5 protein-coding genes and 1 pseudogene are annotated in these 17335 nt (G+C 69.8%); 1 reads left to right on the top strand and 5 read right to left on the bottom strand.

All coding sequences use genetic code 11. The annotated features are described in order from the left end of the window. Positions 1-107: 107 nt before the first annotated feature. A complete protein-coding gene (locus A6P39_RS06285; protein ID WP_067052330.1) occupies positions 108-1346 on the bottom strand; it encodes a cytochrome P450 in 1239 nt (412 codons plus the stop codon). 10 nt (positions 1347-1356) lie between these two features. Further along, entirely contained in the window at positions 1357-2916 is a 1560-nt protein-coding gene (locus A6P39_RS06290; protein WP_067052328.1) for an FAD-dependent oxidoreductase, read from the bottom strand. Between the two features lie 536 nt (positions 2917-3452). Here A6P39_RS06290 and A6P39_RS06295 point away from each other — a divergent pair. Next, positions 3453-3623 carry a hypothetical protein gene (locus A6P39_RS06295; RefSeq protein ID WP_159396154.1) on the top strand — a complete coding sequence of 57 codons (171 nt, stop codon included), beginning with the start codon at positions 3453-3455 and terminating at the stop codon, positions 3621-3623. 130 nt (positions 3624-3753) lie between these two features. On the opposite strand, the gene A6P39_RS06300 is transcribed toward A6P39_RS06295, so the two are convergent. From A6P39_RS06300 to A6P39_RS06310, 3 genes and pseudogenes are all read right to left on the bottom strand, one after another. Next, positions 3754-5022 carry a cytochrome P450 gene (locus tag A6P39_RS06300; RefSeq protein ID WP_079133658.1) on the bottom strand — a complete coding sequence of 423 codons (1269 nt, stop codon included), beginning with the start codon at positions 5020-5022 and terminating at the stop codon, positions 3754-3756. A 1-nt stretch (position 5023) separates the two neighbouring features. Next, positions 5024-5245, bottom strand: a complete 222-nt coding sequence (locus tag A6P39_RS06305) for a ferredoxin (protein ID WP_234379131.1) — start codon at positions 5243-5245, stop codon at positions 5024-5026. A 572-nt stretch (positions 5246-5817) separates the two neighbouring features. After that, positions 5818-17319, bottom strand: a pseudogene (locus tag A6P39_RS06310) (SDR family NAD(P)-dependent oxidoreductase); the annotation flags it as partial. Positions 17320-17335 lie beyond the last annotated feature (16 nt).

Below are 17335 nucleotides of genomic sequence, written 5' to 3' on the forward strand. Positions count from 1 at the left end.
TTCCGTCCCGGCACGGCGCGGTCTCCCCCAGTGACGAATCGCAGCCCCGCCAAGTCCCCCGCAGTGAGCCGTCAGAGGTCCGCCGACCGGCGTGGAAGCAGGGCCTGTCACCGCGCGAGGCGGTCGAAGGCCACGGACAGCCGGTTGGGACCGCGGAGGATCGCGTTGTCCCGGTAGGGAGGCGGGTCCGCCACCAGACGGGGACCGTCCAGGCGCCGGGCGAGCGCGGTGAGCGCCACCTGCGCCTCGGTCCGGGCCAGTGCGGCCCCGACGCAGTAGTGCAGGCCGCCCCCGAAGGTGATGTGGGCGTTCCCGGCCCGCTCGGGTCGGAACTCCCCGGGATCGGCGAAGCGGCGGGGATCGCGGTTGCCCGCGGCGAGCAGGAGCCGCATCCGGGAGCCGCGGGGGATGACGGCGCCGCCGACCTCGATGTCGGTCAGCGCGCTGCGACCCACCATCTGGACCGGCGGGTCGTAGCGGAGGACCTCCTCCACCAGGAGGGTGGCGGTACGGGGCTCGTCCCGCAGCCGGCCGAGCACGTCCGGGTGCCTGAGCAGGGCGAGCGTACCGTTGGCGATGAGATTCACAGTGGTCTCGTGTCCGGCGACGAGCAGCTGTCCGAGGTTGGAGATCAGGTCGGGGACAGCCATCGGGCCGTCGTCCCCGCCCCCTTCCAGCAGGGCGGACACAAGGTCGTCGCGGGCACTGTCCCGGCGTTTCCGGACCAGGTCCACCATGTAGTCGCGCATCCGCAGGCGGGTGCCGAGCAGTTCGTCGAGTTGCTGCTCGGTCAGGCTCTCCGCGGGGTCGAGTCCCCGGGTGAGCCGGCGGGCGAACTCGCTGAAGACGGGCTCGTCCTCGTGGGGGACGCCCAGCAGTTCGCAGATGACCGTGACGGGCAGCGGATAGGCGAGGTCCGCGACCACGTCCAGCTGCCCGGGGCCGTCGGTGGCGTGCGCGTCGAGCAGGCCGGCGACGAGGGACTCGATGTGGTCACGCAGCCCCGTGATCCTGGGCATCAGGTGACGCATGATCTGCCGCCGCAGCTTGTCGTGAAGGGGCGGATCCTGGGTCAGCAACCGCCTGCCGACGGGCTTGCCGTCCTCGCCCCTCGCCACGGTGCGCCCCTTGGGCGTCTGCTCGACGTGCCGGTTGGAGCTGACACGGGGATCGCGCAGCAACTGCGTGATGTCGTGATAGCCGCTGACGAGGTAGGTGCCGTCCGCGGTGTGCGCGACCGGATGCCGGGCCAGACGCTCCCACAACGGATACGGATCCGGGCGGTTGCGCGGCTGCAACAGCCACGAGAACAGCTCGGTGGCGTCGGGAACCGCGGCCGTCGTCATGTCGGTCTCCTCACTGCAGCGGGGACGAGGGCACCAGGGGCCGTGGTGCGCCGCCCGCGGCACCGGAGAATCCCGCATCCTGCGGAATCAGCTCGGGCGGGCTGTCGCCCGCATTGATCCGGGGCGGGAACGGGGCGCGGGCCCGGATGAGCGCCGCGTAACCGTCCAGGACGCGCGGCGAGTTGACCGCGGCCGCCGCGACCAGCCGCCCGTGGAGCCCGTATGCGACGACGAATCGGCCGTCCGCAAGGCTGCCCTGGGTCAGGACCGTGCTGTCGGCGAGCGAGGGTACGCCGACCACCTTGATGTTCGCGCCGAACTGGTCGGACCAGAACGCCGGGAGCGGCGCGTAGTCGCGGCGGTTCGACGGTGCGCACGTCATGTTGTGTGCGGCCGCCTGCGCCTGCGCCACCGCATTGCCCCAGTGACCCAGCGAGATCAGCCGCCCGTCGTACAGCGGGTGCGGCCAGCGGGTCACGTCGCCCGCCGCGAAGATCTCCTCGTCGGCCGACCCGTCGCTCCTGAGCACCCGGCACTTGGCGTCACAGACCACGCCGCGCGGCCCCGCCTCCAGCCCCGCCCCACGCAGCCATTCCACGTTGGCGACCGCGCCCAGGGAGATCACGGCGACATCGGTGTCGACGCCGCTGCCGGCCGACAGCCGGGCACGCCGCAGCCTCCCTCGCCCGTCCGTCTCCAGCGCCGTGACCGTGCTCTCCAGCCTGAGGTCGACGCCGGCGTCCCGCTGGAGGCCGGCGGCGTGGCCGCCGACGATGGTGCCCAGCGCGCCCGACAGCGGCGACGGGCCGCGGTGCACCAGGGTCACCGGGAGCCCCAGGCTCCGGCACGCCCCCGCGACCTCCGAACCGATGAGACCGCCCCCGACGATCAGGACCCGCCGCGGCCCGGCGGCCAGGTCGGCCCGCAGTCGTTCGGCATCGTCCCTGCCGCGCAGCCGGTGAACCCCGCGAACTGCCGGGTCCTGCCCGGGCAGTTCCCGGGCACGGACGCCGGTGGCGATCAGCAGCCGGTCGTACGGCACCACCCGGCCGTCGGCCAGCATCACCCGGCGGCCGGGCGCGTCCAGCCCCGCGGCGGTGCCGAGCAGCCAGCGGACGCCGGCGTCGCGGGGGCGGGCCATCAGCACGTGTTCGATGTCCAGCCGCCCGGTCAGTACCGCCTTGGACAACGGCGGCCGGTCGTACGGCTCGTGCGGCTCGTCACCGATGACGGTGATGTCCCCGGTGAAGCCCTCGTCGCGGAGCGCCTCGACGGCTCGCAGCCCTGCGAGGGAGGCCCCGACCACGACAATGCGGCGCGGCCCCCCGCCCTGGCCCGCGGCCACCGGGCCTCCCCGTCTGCGCACCCCGGCGAGGGCGCTCGGCTGCCCGACGGTGATGGCCTGGACGGGGCAGGCAGCCACCGCGCGCGCGACGTTCTCGTCCTCGGCGGCGGGCGGTACGTGATCGTATTCCAGTGACTCCTCGCCGCTGAAACGGAAGACGTCCGGGGCCATCATCGTGCACTGGCCGTAGCTCTGGCACCGGTTGAGGTCGACGGTCACTGTCATGCGCCATGCTCCTCTGCGATTCACGCGTGCGGTGACCGGGCGGGCTGCGCCGGGTCGACGCGGCTGTGGCGCGGTTCCCTCCAGGAGCCCGACGCCATCCGGCCGCGATCCTGCGGGGCCTGCGCCTGCGTCGCTCGGCACTGCTGTCGCCGGACATTGGAGCCCGCTGCCTGCTGCCTGCTGCCCACTGCTCGCTGCCCGCTGTTGGGGTCGGCCGGTGGGCGTCGGTACGCCGCGGCGGGCGGTACGACGCAACGGACGTCGGTACGACGCAGCAGAGCGGTCCGGCACGGCAGGCGTCGGTTCGGCGCAGCGGGCGGTACGACGCAGCGGACGCCGGTACCCGGCGCAGCAGGCGTCAGCCTGGCGCAGCAGGCGTCGGTCCGGGCTCGGCGGGCGCGGAAGACAGGTCGTTGTACGCACGCGGTCGGCGCGGGCGAGGGCTCTTGGGCTCGTCATCCAGAACCTGTCCCGGGTGGACAGCTGGGCGCCGGTGAACCGAGGGGCCGGGGCAACTCGCGTACTCGGACGGCGAGATGGCCCCGGACCTGGCGATCCGGAGGCAGGCGCCGGGCGTCGGCCTGACGGAACTTCCCGATACGCGCTCGGAGATCGTCGAGACGGTCATGGCGGCGGCTGCCGCGGCTTCGGCCGAGGACGGCCGCAGTGACCACCAACAGCGCCGCAGTGACCCCCGGCAGCTCTGAGGCGCACTGCCCGGGAACCGCACCGGCCGCAAGGGAGCCGGAGCGACGTCGGAGGCGGCGACGCAACAACGCGCGATGACACGTCAACCCGCCCGGACACGTTGTGCGCAACCAGCGTCCACCAGATCCGTCAACGGATGCGAAGGGGAAGAGTGTGTGGTCCTCGAGTCTGTTTCCCGCCCCAGACCACCGCCGACTCGTCCTGGAGGCTGAACTTCGGGATCCGCTCCAGCCAGACCTCCAGCGCGACCCTGAGTTCCATGCGGGCCAGGTGCGAACCCAAACAGCGATGGATGCCCAGGCCGAACGTGGCGTGCCGGTTGGCTTCGCGGTCGATGATGACCTCACCGGCCCGGTCGAACTGCGCCGGGTCGCGGTTGGCGGACGGGAACGACAGCAGGACCCAGTCGTCCGCCTTCATGTCGACGCCGCGCCAGTGCATGTCCTCCTTCACCAGCCGGGCCATGGTGACGGGCGCGTAGGCGCGGAGGAACTCCTCCATCGCGGTCGGCAGCAACCCGGGCTCGGCGAGGAGCCGTTCACGGTCCTGCGGGTTTCCGGCGAGATGCCACAAGGACGCGCCGATCGCGGCATAGGTCGTGGCGACACCGGCCGCGAACAGCAGGGCCATCATCCCGATGACGTGATTCGGATCGAGTTTGCGGCCGTTCAGTTCCGCGTTGAGAAGGTACGTGGTGAGGTCGTCACGCGGGTGTTCAATGTGGTCGTTGACCTGCGCGAGCAGGTAGACGAATATCTTGCCCCTGTACTCGATGCGCTTGTCACGCGCCGACAGGTCGTTCTGCGGGTCCCCGAAGAGATCACGGAACTGCTCTCGGTCCTCCGGCGGGAAGCCGAGCATGTCGCCAATGACCCGACTCGGAATCTGGCTTGCGTAGTCACGGGCGGCGTCGACTACGTCCCGTCCCTCGAATTCGTCGATGAGGGAGTGGCAGAACGCCCTTGTACCCGACTCCAGCCTGCCGACCGCGGTCTTGGTGAACGCGGGGAGCAGCAGCTTGCGCGCGGTGTGGTGGAACGGCGGGTCGGAGGAAAGAGGCGGCGTCTCACCGACGGGCGCCACATCACGCGCCGGGCGGAAATCATCCGGGGTGACCGACCGCGAGGAGAAGCGCTCGGTGTCGTAGGCGATCGCCGCGATGTCCTCGTACAGGGTCGGCAGCCACGCACCCCCGAACCGGTCGGTGTGCGCGATCGGGCACCTCTCCCGCAGGTCGTCCATGATGGGGTAGGGATCGGCGAGCCACTCTGGGTCGAGATGGGAGAAGTCAGTCCCCCAGTCCGTAACCGGGCCCGTGATGATCTCACTGCGCTGAATGTGGTGCCGATCCCTGTCCGGGTCCCGGAAGTCCTTGCTGAAGCGATCGTCGTCGGTCATCTCACGCTTCCTCAGCCAGGGTTATCGCCCGCTCCGGGCAACTGGCGGCCGCGAGGCGGGTCGCACGCTCATGGCCCGCCGGCACTTGGCCGTCTCCCAGGACCTTTCCGTACCCCTCGGCGTCGTCGCCGAAAGCCTCGGGATCGATGTCATAGCAACGGCCGTGCCCTTGGCAGCGCCCGGAATCGATCTGCACTTTCACCGTGAACCATCCCTCCGGCATGGGGTGCTCGTCCGGCGGGTGCAAGGGCAACAGGAACTCGCCGAACCCAGCGAGTTCGGCGGGCGAACGGGCGGAATGACCACGGGCGGCCTCCTCAGCATGCGGCTGGCCGGGTTCATGTTTCCTGGCATCGCAGGGTCACGTAAGAGCCGACAGCCATCGTCCAGCAACTGCGGGGTAACTCTGCCCCCATTCCGGGTCCGGCCCAGCCGGGGACAGGGCGCCCGTGAGCCCGTGACCTGCGCGGCGCCGGATCGAGCCACGTTCGGCTGTGCCGACCGCGCCGGCGGGCAGCGCGGAGCGGCCCGTGGAACCTCGTCGGCAATGAGGGCCCCGCAACCGCACGCGAGGCCGGGAACGGCACGGATGAGTACGAAACCGCCCGCGCTGAGGCCGGGGGCAACTCCCCCGAAGACGCCCGCGGCGGCACAGCCGTGACGCCCGCCGCGGCACAGCCGTGACGGCCACGGCAGCACAGCCGTGACGGCCACGGCAGTACGGTCGTGACGGCCGCGGCGAGGCCCACGATGACGTCGGTATTGGACGGCTCAGTCGCTGCAGAACTGAGCTGTCACGTGCGCAGCGAGCGCGGCGGCACTGCGGTGGTCGAAGATCAGGGTGGCGGGCAGTCGGAGTCCGGTTGCGGTGGCGAGTCGGTTGCGCAGTTCGAGTGCGGTCAGGGAGTCGAAGCCCATGTCCCGGAACGCCTGCTGCGGCTCAACCACCTCGGGCCGGGCATGTCCAAGGACTGCCGCAGCATGGGCTCGTACGATCTGCAGGACAGCCTGCTCCCGGTCAACCGTGTCAAGTGCCGCCAGCCGGGCGGCCAGGCCCTGGGCCGTTGCGGCGGCGGTCGGCCGTTTTCCGGTGCCTGTGGCCAGGTTGCGCAGCAGCGGGGGCAGCGCGCCCCTGGTGCGGGAGAGCCTGGCCGGTTCCAGTCGGGCCGGGACGAGCAGTGGTGTGGTCAGTCGGGCTGCTGCATCGAACAGGGCCAGCCCTTGTGCGGTGGTCATCGGTCGGATGCCGCCGCGGGTCAGCCGGGACATCCCGGCGTCATCGAGATGCGCAGTAATTGTTGAGCGTTCGGCCCACAACCCCCACGCCAGCGACTGACCCACCAACCCACGATCACGACGGTGGGCGGCGAGTGCGTCCAGGAACGCGTTGGCCGCCGCGTAATTGCCCTGCCCGGGGCTGCCGAGGATCGCGGCAGCCGAGGAGTACAGGACGAACCCGGCCAGGTCCATCCCTTCGGTCAACTCGTGGAGATTCCACGCCGCGTCCGCCTTCGCCGCCAGCACCGTCGCCATCCGCTGCGCGGTGAGCGACTCGACCGTGGCGTCGTCCAGCACGCCGGCAGCATGCACCACCGCCGTCAACGGGTGCTTGACCTCTATCCCGCCCAACACCTCGGCCAGCACACTGCGGTCCGCTGCGTCCCCTGCCACGATGTGTACCGCAGCACCCAGTTCCGCCAGATCCGCGACCAACTCGGCCGCACCCGGTGCAGCGGGCCCCTGGCGCGAGAGGAGTGTCAGGTGGCGCATCCCGCGGGTCGTGACCAGGTGCCGGGCCAGCTGCCTGCCGAGTGTCCCGGTGCCACCGGTGATCAGCACCGTGCCGTCCGGATCCCAGTCGACGGGCACCTGCTGTGCGTCGCCCGTCCCGGCCCGCGCCAGCCGCCGCCCGAACGCCACCGGGGCCCCGGTATCGGCTGCCGGACGAATCCAGGTCTCAGGCTCACCGGCGCCCAACACTGCAGCCAGCACAGTCTCCACATCGGCATCCCGGCCGGCGTCCAACCCCGTGGCGGGGTCGACATCAACCAGTAGGAGACGACCGGGGTGTTCGGACTGCGCGGAGCGAATCAGACCGGACACCGCCGCTGCCGACAGATCCTGCCCATTGGCCGCACCCTGGGTGCATATCAGCAACTGGGCGTCAGCGGTGGCGGGATCGGCCAGCCACTCCTGCACCCACCCGAGCACCAGCTCGCTCACCGCCCGGGCCGCGGCGGGCGCCTCCTGCCCGACCGCAGCAGAAGGCACCACCGCGACGACCACCGGCGGGTACTCCGACCCGGCTGCCTGTCCGTGGCGGGCCCACTGCGGCACGACCAGCTCGTGCGAGGTCGGCAGGGGAACCCAGTCCACCCTGAACAGTGATCGACGCACTTCCCGCTCGCCGGGACGCGTCATGTGGCCTGCCGGAATCTCCCGCAACACCAGAGACTGGGCCTCCAGCACCGGCTGCCCCGCCCCGTCGAACGCACTCACCGAGATCGACCCGTCCGACCCCTGGGCCAGAACGCTCCGCAGATGACGGGCACCGTCAGCGAGCAACCGAACCCCGGACCATGCAAACGGCAAACCACCAGGCCTACCTGATCCGCCACCAGAGCCAACGAGCTTGGCTGCAAGTAGGCCGTGCAGAGCGGCGTCCAGCAGCGCAGGGTGCAGCCCGAACCCGCCAGCCTCAGCCTCAGCCTCAGCCCCGGGCGATTCAGCTCCGGCTGTTTCGGGGAGTTCGGTTTCGGCTGTTTCGGGGAGTTCGGCTTCGGTGTAGATCGTGTCCCCGATGCGCCAGGCACGGTGGAGTCCCTGGAACGCCGGCCCGTACCCGTACCCACGCTCAGCCAACTGACCGTAGACGCCATCGAGCGGAACCGGTTCGGCCCCGGACGGCGGCCACTGCACCAACGGCGCCGGAACCGGCCCACTGGCGGCAGACAGCACCCCGACCGCATGCCGCACCCACTGGCCCTCCGCGTCCCGCGAAGAAACCGTCACCGACCGACGACCCTCACCGATGCCGTCACCACTACCGCCGTCACCGCCGTCATCGCTGCCGGTGACGTGTACCTGTATCTGCACGCCGCCCTGGCCGGGCAGCAGCAACGGCTCCTGCAAGGCGAGTTCCTCGAGCACCCCGCAGCCGACCAGGTCGCCGGCGTGGACGGCCAGGTCGACGAACGCGGTACCGGCCAGCAACACCGTCCCGTGCACGGCGTGATCGGCCAGCCACGGCGCCGCCGCCACCGACAGGCGGCCGGTCAGCACCAGTCCGTCACCCTCCGACAGCCACACCGCCGCCGCCAGCAACGGATGCCCCGACGACTGCAGACCCACCGAAGACACATCGCCCCGCTGGCCCAGCGCACGCGGCCAGTACCGCCGCCGCTGGAACGCATACGTCGGCAGACCCACCCTGCGAGCCCGACCACCCGCCCGGCCATCCGGACCAGTGACCTGCGCCCAGTCCACTTCACCCCCTGCCACATACACACCCGCCAGCGCCTTCAACGCACTCGCGGGCTCGTCCTGCCCGGCCCGCAGCACCGGCACCCACACCCCAGAGTCCGGATCCGCCATCGCCGACAACGCCCCGTCCGGACCCAGCTCCGCAAAAATGTTCACACCCGCATCACGCATCGCCACGACCGTGTCGTGATACCGCACCGTCTCCCGCACATGCGCCACCCAATACCCCGGATCCGTCACCTGCGCCCCCGGCTTGCCCGTCACCAGAGCAATCCGCGGCTCGTGAAACTCCACCCCCGCCAAAACCCGCCCGAACTCCTCCAACATCGGATCCATCAACGGCGAATGAAACGCATGGCTCACCCGCAACCGACGCGCACGCCCACCCCGCTCCCGCCACACCCCAGCCAACCGCTCCACCACCGACTCCACCCCCGACACCACCGTCTGCCCAGGCCCATTCACCGCAGCGACCCCCACCCCCTCCTGCCCGGCAACCAACTCCCCCGCCTGCTCCGGCGACGCATCCAACGCCACCATCGCCCCACCCACAGGCAACTCCTGCATCAACCGGCCACGCGCAGCCACCACCGCACACGCACCCCGCAGATCCCACACCCCCGCCACAAACGCCGCCGACACCTCACCAACCGAATGCCCCGCCACACACACCGGCTCCACACCCCACGACGACACCAACCGGAACAACCCCACCTGCACCGCAAACAACCCCGCCTGCGCAAACACCGTCTCATCCAACTCCGGCCCACCCCGCCCGATCACCTCCCGCAACGAACCAGGCAACAACCCCTCAAACGCATCACACACCTCATCAAACGCCTCAGCAAACACCGGAAACGCCGCATACAAACCCCCACCCATCCCCACCCGCTGACTCCCCTGACCCGAAAACACCAGACCCACCCGGCCCTCACCCGCACGCCCCACCACCACACCCGACCCACCACCACCCGACACACCAACCCCCAACCCATCCAACAACTCACCACGCTCCCCACCCACCACCACCAACCGATACGGAAACCCAACCGACCGCGTCGAAGCCAACGAAAACGCCACATCCCCCACAGCCAACTCCGGCCGCGCCACCACAAACTCCCGCAACCGACCCGCCTGCTCCACCAACGCCGCCTCCGACCGCGCAGAAACCACCCACGCAACCGCACCCCCATCCGGTTCAGGAGCCGGATCCTCCTCACACAGCTCACCCTGCTCCAGAATCAGATGCACATTCGTACCACTGATCCCGAACCCCGACACACCCGCCCGCCGCGGCCTGACATCAGCGGCCCACTCCCGCGCCTCGGTCAACAACTCCACCGACCCCGCCGACCAATCCACATGCGAAGACGGCGCATCCACATGCAACGTCCTGGGCAGCACACCATGCTGCATCGCCAACACCATCTTGATCACCCCGGCCACACCCGCCGCCGCCTGGGTGTGACCGATGTTCGACTTCACCGAGCCCAGCCACAACGGCCGGCCCTCCGGCCGATCCTGCCCATACGTCGCGATCAGCGCCTGGGCTTCGATCGGGTCGCCCAGCGCCGTACCCGTGCCATGCGCCTCGACCACATCCACATCCCGCGCCGACAACCCCGCACTCGCCAGCGCCTGCCGGATCACCCGCTGCTGCGACGGACCATTCGGCGCCGTCAAACCATTCGACGCACCATCCTGATTCACCGCACTACCACGTATCACCGCCAACACCCGATGCCCACGCGCACGCGCATCAGACAACCGCTCCAACACCAGCACCCCGACACCCTCACCCCACCCCGTACCATCCGCGGCATCCGCAAACGGCTTGCACCGGCCATCCCCAGCCAACCCCCGCTGCCGCGCAAACTCAGTGAACGTGCCCGGCGTCGCCATCACCGTCACACCACCCGCCAACGCCATCCCACACTCACCCGACCGCAACGCCTGCGCCGCCAGATGCATCGCCGTCAACGACGACGAACACGCCGTATCCACCGACACCGCAGGACCCTGCAACCCCAAGCAATACGCAACCCGACCCGACGCCACGCTGGCTGTGGTCCCGGTCATTCCGAACCCACTCGCACCGTCGCGATCCCCGGCCCGGTAGCTCGATGCGATGATCCCGGCATACACACCGACATCGGAACCCCGCAACGACGCCGGGTCGATTCCCGCGTCCTCCAACGCCTCCCAGCACGTCTCCAGCAGCAACCGCTGCTGCGGATCCATCGCCACAGCCTCACGCGGACTGATCCCGAAGAACTCCGCGTCGAACAGGCCCGCTCCGGGTATGAACCCACCCGCTCGGGTGTAGCCCCCTTCCCGCTCGCTGGACCCGTTGGTGTCCCAGCCGCGGTCGGCAGGGAACCCCGAGATCGCATCCGTTCCGTCCGCCAGCAGCCCCCAGAATCCCTCCGGGTTCTGGGCCCCGCCAGGGAACCGGCAGCCCATCCCCACAATCGCAATCGGCTCATCCAGACCAGCGCGGACCGTCGGCCCCACAGCCGCAGCCGCAGCGTCTGTCTCCTGGCCGGCGTCGGCCAGTTGAGGTAGCAGCTGGTCGTGCAGGTATCGGGTCAGTTCGAGCGGCGCCGGGTGGTCGAAGACCAGAGTGGCGGGCAGTCGAAGTGCAGTTGCAGTCGCGAGTCGGTTGCGCAGTTCGAGCGCGGTCAGGGAATCGAAGCCCATGTCACGGAACGCTTGTTGTGGGTCGACGTTCTCTGGCCGAGCATGTCCAAGTACGGCCGCGGCATGGGTTCGTACGATCTGCAGGACGGCCTGCTCCCGCTCGGCCGCACTGAGCGCAGCCAACTGGGCAGCCAAGCCCTCCCCCGGCACGGTCGCCGCGGCGGCGGTGGGTCGTGTTCCTGTCCCCGTGGCCAACTCCCGCAACACGGCGGGCAGCGGTCCGGTGCGCGAGAGCCCGGCCAGCTCCAGCCGTGCCGGGACCACCAGCGGTGCGGTCACTCGCGCTGCCATGTCGAACAGAGCCAGGCCCTGTTCCGTGGTCATCGCCCGAATGCCGCCGCGGGTCAGCCGGGACCTTCCGGATTCACCCAGCTGCGCCGTCATGGCCGAGCGTTCGGCCCACAGCCCCCACGCCAACGACTGTCCCACCAACCCCCGTTCACGACGGTGAGCCGCCAGCGCATCCAGGAACGCGTTGGCCGCCGCGTAACTGCCCTGTCCCGGGCTGCCGAGCGCCGCGGCAGCCGAGGAGTACAGGACGAACCCGGCCAGGTCCATCTCCTCGGTCAACTCGTGCAGATTCCAAGCGGCGTCCGCCTTCGCCGCAAGCACAGTCGCGATCCTCTGTGCGTTCAGCGACTCAACCGTCGCATCGTCGAGCACCCCGGCTGCGTGCACCACCGCAGTCAGCGGATGCTCGGCCTCAATTCCCTCCAACACGTCGGCCAGCACGGCACGGTCGGCTGCATCGCCAGCCACTATCCGCACCGCAGCGCCCAGTTCCGCCAGCTCCGCAACCAACTCAGCGGCACCCGGCGCCCCCGGCCCCTGCCGCGAGACCAGCAGCAGATGCCGCATACCCCGGGCCGTCACCAGATGCCGGGCCAACTCCCGCCCCAACGTCCCGGTACCGCCCGTGATCAGCACCGTGCCATCCGGGTCCCATTCAGCCGGCACACGCAGGACCACCTTGCCCACATGCCGGGCCGCCTGCAGGTAACGCAACGCCGAGACCGCCTGCGACAGACCGAACCCGGTCACCGGCAGCAACCGCAACGACCCCGCCTCGAACATCCCCATGATCTCCGCAAGCATCACCGCGATACGCGGCACACCCGCATCCATCAGATCAAACGCCTGATACACCACCCCGGGATACGACCGGGCCACCTCATCGGCCCGACGGACGTCCGTCTTACCCATCTCCACGAACCGCCCACCCCGAGGCAGCAACGCCAGCGACGCCTCGACGAACTCCCCCGTCAACGAGTTCAGAACGACATCCACACCCTCACCGCCCGTGACCGCGAGGAACCGCTCACCGAACTCCAGATCACGCGACGAAGCAATGTGGTCGTCCGCGATACCCATAGCCCGCAGCGTGTCCTGCTTGGCCGCACTCGCCGTCGCAAACACCTCCAACCCCCACGCCCGGGCCAACTGCACCGCAGCCATCCCCACACCACCAGTACCCGCATGAATCAACACCCGCTGACCCGCACGCACCCCCGCCAAATCCCGCAAACCATAAAACGCCGTCAGGAACACCACCGGCACCGCCGCAGCCTCCTCGAACGACCACCCCCGCGGCACACCCGTCACCAACCGATGATCAACAACCGAAACCGGCCCCCACCCAGGCATCAAGCCAGTCACCGCCTGCCCCACGACAAGACCCTCCACCCCCGGGCCCACCTCCAGCACGACCCCGGCGCCCTCACCACCCAGAGCCCTCCCGTCAGCGACCATCCCCAAGCCCGTCACCACGTCGCGGAAGTTGACCCCTGCGGCACGTACCGCCACCCGAACATGGCCCGCCAGCAACCTCGCACCGTTCTCAGGGGCGTCGACAACGCCGACGCTGTCCAGATCGCCCGGCGCGCCCACCGCCAGTCGCCAACCCGACCCCGGAGACAGGACCACCTCTCGCTCGCCCACCCGCACCAACCGCCGCCCGAAAGCCTCCGGCGCCGCAGTATCCGTGCCCGGACGGATCCAGGTCTCCGGCTCGCCGGCACTCGACACCGCAGCCAGCACTGTCTCCACGTCGGCATCGCGGCCGGCATCCAACCCCGTTGCAGGGTCGACGTCGACCAGCAAGAGCCGACCGGGGTGCTCGCTCTGCGCAGAGCGGACGAGGCCGCACACCGCCGCAGCAGACAGGTCCTGCCCGCTGGCCGCGCCCCGGGTCCACAGGACCAACTGCGCGTCCTCGGTGCCGGGATCAGCCAACCACTCCTGCACCCACCCCAGCACCAGCGCCGTAGCGTCCCGAGCCACGGCCGGTGCCTCCTGCCCTGGCCCGGCAGAAGGCACCGCTGCCACGACCATCGACGGGTACTCCGACCCGGCTACCTGCCCATACCTCGCCCACTGCCGCACGGCCCGACGTTGCTGTGCCGGGAGCGGCACCCAATCCACAGTGAACAGCGAACGGCGCGCATCGCGCTCCCCAGGACGGGAGAGTTGGTCTGCCGGGATCTCCCGCAAAACCAGTGACTTCGCCTGCAGGACCGGCTGCCCGGTCCCGTCGAACGCACTGACGGCGATCGAGCCGTCCGCCCCCGGGGCAAGGACGGTCCGCAGATGACGGGCACCGGCGGCAAGCAGCCGCACCCCGGACCACATGAACGGCAAGCCCACGCCACCGCCAGACCTGCCGGACCTGCCTTCCCCTTCAGACCTCTCGGACCTGCCGACGAGCAGACCGTGCAGGGCAGCGTCCAACAGCGCCGGGTGCAGCCCGAATCCGCCAACCGCAGCCCCCGACCCGGGCGATGCGGGTCCTCCGGCGGTTTCAGGGAGTTCGGTTTCCGCTGTCCTGGGGAGTTCGGCCTCGGTATAGATCCTGTCGCCGATGCGCCAGGCACGGTGGAGTCCCTGGAACGCCGGGCCGTACCCGTAACCACGCTCCGCCAGTTGCTCGTAGACACCATCGAGCGAGACCGGTTCGGCCCCGGACGGCGGCCATTGCACGAGCGGCGCCGGAGCCGACTGGGTCGTGGCCGACAGCACGCCGACCGCGTGCCGGACCCAGGCGCCTTCCGCGTCCCGCGAAGAAACCGTCACCGACCGACGGCCCCCGCCAACGCCATCACCATCGGCACCGTCCTCGCTGTCGCCCACGTGCACCTGTATCTGCACGCCGCCCTGGCCGGGCAGCAGCAACGGCTCCTGCAAGGCGAGTTCCTCGAGCACCCCGCAGCCGACCAGGTCGCCGGCGTGGACGGCCAGGTCGACGAACGCGGTCCCGGCCAGCAGCGCCCTCCCGTGCACGGCGTGATCGGCCAGCCACGGCGCCGCCGCCACCGACAGGCGGCCGGTCAGCACCAGCCCGTCACCCTCCGACAGCCACACCGCCGCCGCCAGCAACGGATGCCCCGACGACTGCAGACCCACCGAAGACACATCGCCCCGCTGGCCCAGCGCACGCGGCCAGTACCGCCGCCGCTGGAACGCATACGTCGGCAGACCCACCCTGCGAGCCCGACCACCCGCCCGGCCATCCGGACCAGTGACCTGCGCCCAGTCCACTTCACCCCCCGCCACATACACACCCGCAAGAGCCTTCAACGCACTCGCGGGCTCGTCCTGCCCGGCCCGCAGCACCGGCACCCACACCCCAGAGTCCGGATCCGCCATCGCCGACAACGCCCCGTCCGGACCCAGCTCCGCAAAAATGTTCACACCCGCATCACGCATCGCCACAACCGTGTCGTGATACCGCACCGTCTCCCGCACATGCGCCACCCAATACCCCGGATCCGTCACCTGCGCCCCCGGCTTGCCCGTCACCAGAGCAATCCGCGACTCGTGAAACTCCACCCCCGCCAAAACCCGCCCGAACTCCTCCAACATCGGATCCATCAACGGCGAATGAAACGCATGACTCACCCGCAACCGACGCGCACGCCCACCCCGCTCCCGCCACACCCCAGCCAACCGCTCCACCACCGACTCCACCCCCGACACCACCGTCTGCCCAGGCCCATTCACCGCAGCGACCCCCACCCCCTCCTGCCCGGCAACCAACTCCCCCGCCTGCTCCGGCGACGCATCCAACGCCACCATCGCCCCACCCACAGGCAACTCCTGCATCAACCGGCCACGCGCAGCCACCACCGCACACGCACCCCGCAGATCCCACACCCCCGCCACAAACGCCGCCGACACCTCACCAACCGAATGCCCCGCCACACACACCGGCTCCACACCCCACGACGACACCAACCGGAACAACCCCACCTGCACCGCAAACAACCCCGCCTGCGCAAACACCGTCTCATCCAACTCCGGCCCACCCCGCCCGATCACCTCCCGCAACGAACCAGGCAACAACCCCTCAAACGCATCACACACCTCATCAAACGCCTCAGCAAACACCGGAAACGCCGCATACAAACCCCCACCCATCCCCACCCGCTGACTCCCCTGACCCGAAAACACCAGACCCACCCGGCCCTCACCCCCACGCCCCACCACCACACCCGACCCACCACCACCCGACACACCAACCCCCAACCCATCCAACAACTCACCACGCTCCCCACCCACCACCACCAACCGATACGGAAACCCAACCGACCGCGACGAAGCCAACGAAAACGCCACATCCCCCACAGCCAACTCCGGCCGCGCCACAACAAACTCCCGCAACCGACCCGCCTGCTCCACCAACGCACCCGACGACCGCGCAGAAACCACCCACGCAACCGCACCCCCATCCGGTTCAGGAGCCGGATCCTCCTCACACAGCTCACCCTGCTCCAGAATCAGATGCACATTCGTACCACTGATCCCGAACCCGGACACACCCGCCCGCCGCGGCCCGGCGCCCGCAGGCCACTCCCGCGCCTCCGTCAGCAGCTCCACCGACCCCGCCGACCAATCCACATGCGAAGACGGCGCATCCACATGCAACGTCCTGGGCAGCACACCATGCTGCATCGCCAACACCATCTTGATCACACCAGCCACACCCGCCGCCGCCTGGGTGTGACCGATGTTCGACTTCACCGAGCCCAGCCACAACGGCCGGCCCTCCGGCCGATCCTGCCCATACGTCGCGATCAGCGCCTGGGCTTCGATCGGGTCGCCCAGCGCCGTACCCGTGCCATGCGCCTCGACCACATCCACATCCCGCGCCGACAACCCCGCACTCGCCAGCGCCTGCCGGATCACCCGCTGCTGCGACGGACCATTCGGCGCCGTCAGCCCGTTCGACGCACCATCCTGATTCACCGCACTACCACGTATCACCGCCAACACCCGATGCCCACGCGCACGCGCATCAGACAACCGCTCCAACACCAGCACCCCGACACCCTCACCCCACCCCGTACCATCCGCGGCATCCGCAAACGGCTTGCACCGGCCGTCCCCAGCCAACCCCCGCTGCCGCGCAAACTCGGTGAACGTGCCCGGCGTCGCCATCACCGTCACACCACCCGCCAACGCCATCCCACACTCACCCGACCGCAACGCCTGCGCCGCCAGATGCATCGCCGTCAACGACGACGAACACGCCGTATCCACCGACACCGCAGGACCCTGCAACCCCAAGCAATACGCAACCCGACCCGACGCCACACTCACCGGAGTCCCGGTCACCCCATAGCCCGCACCGTCCCTCTCACCGGCGCGGTAACTCGACGCGATGATCCCGGCATACACACCGACATCGGTACCCTCCAGCGAAGCCGGGTCGATTCCCGCGTCCTCCAACGCCTCCCAGCACGTCTCCAGCAGCAACCGCTGCTGCGGATCCATCGCCACAGCCTCACGCGGACTGATCCCGAAGAACTCCGCGTCAAAGTCACCGGCACCGGACAGGAAGCCACCCACACGGGCATACGCGGTCTCCGGGTCGCCCGACGCTCCCGTGTCCCAGCCCCGGTCCATGGGAAAGTTCGAGATCGCGTCGGTCTCGCCCGCAACCAGTCGCCAAAAGCCCTCCGGATCCGCCGCCCCACCGGGGAACCGGCAGCCCATCCCCACAATCGCGATCGGTTCCCGCGACGCGGAAACGAGTTCACGATTGTGCTGCCGCAGCCGTTCGGTCTCTTTGAGAGATGCACGCAGCGCGTCAAGTATCTTGTCGGCGGGCATGTTCATCGCGGCCTCCGCTCAT

This window comes from Streptomyces sp. FXJ1.172 (assembly GCF_001636945.3).
GTDB lineage: Bacteria > Actinomycetota > Actinomycetes > Streptomycetales > Streptomycetaceae > Streptomyces.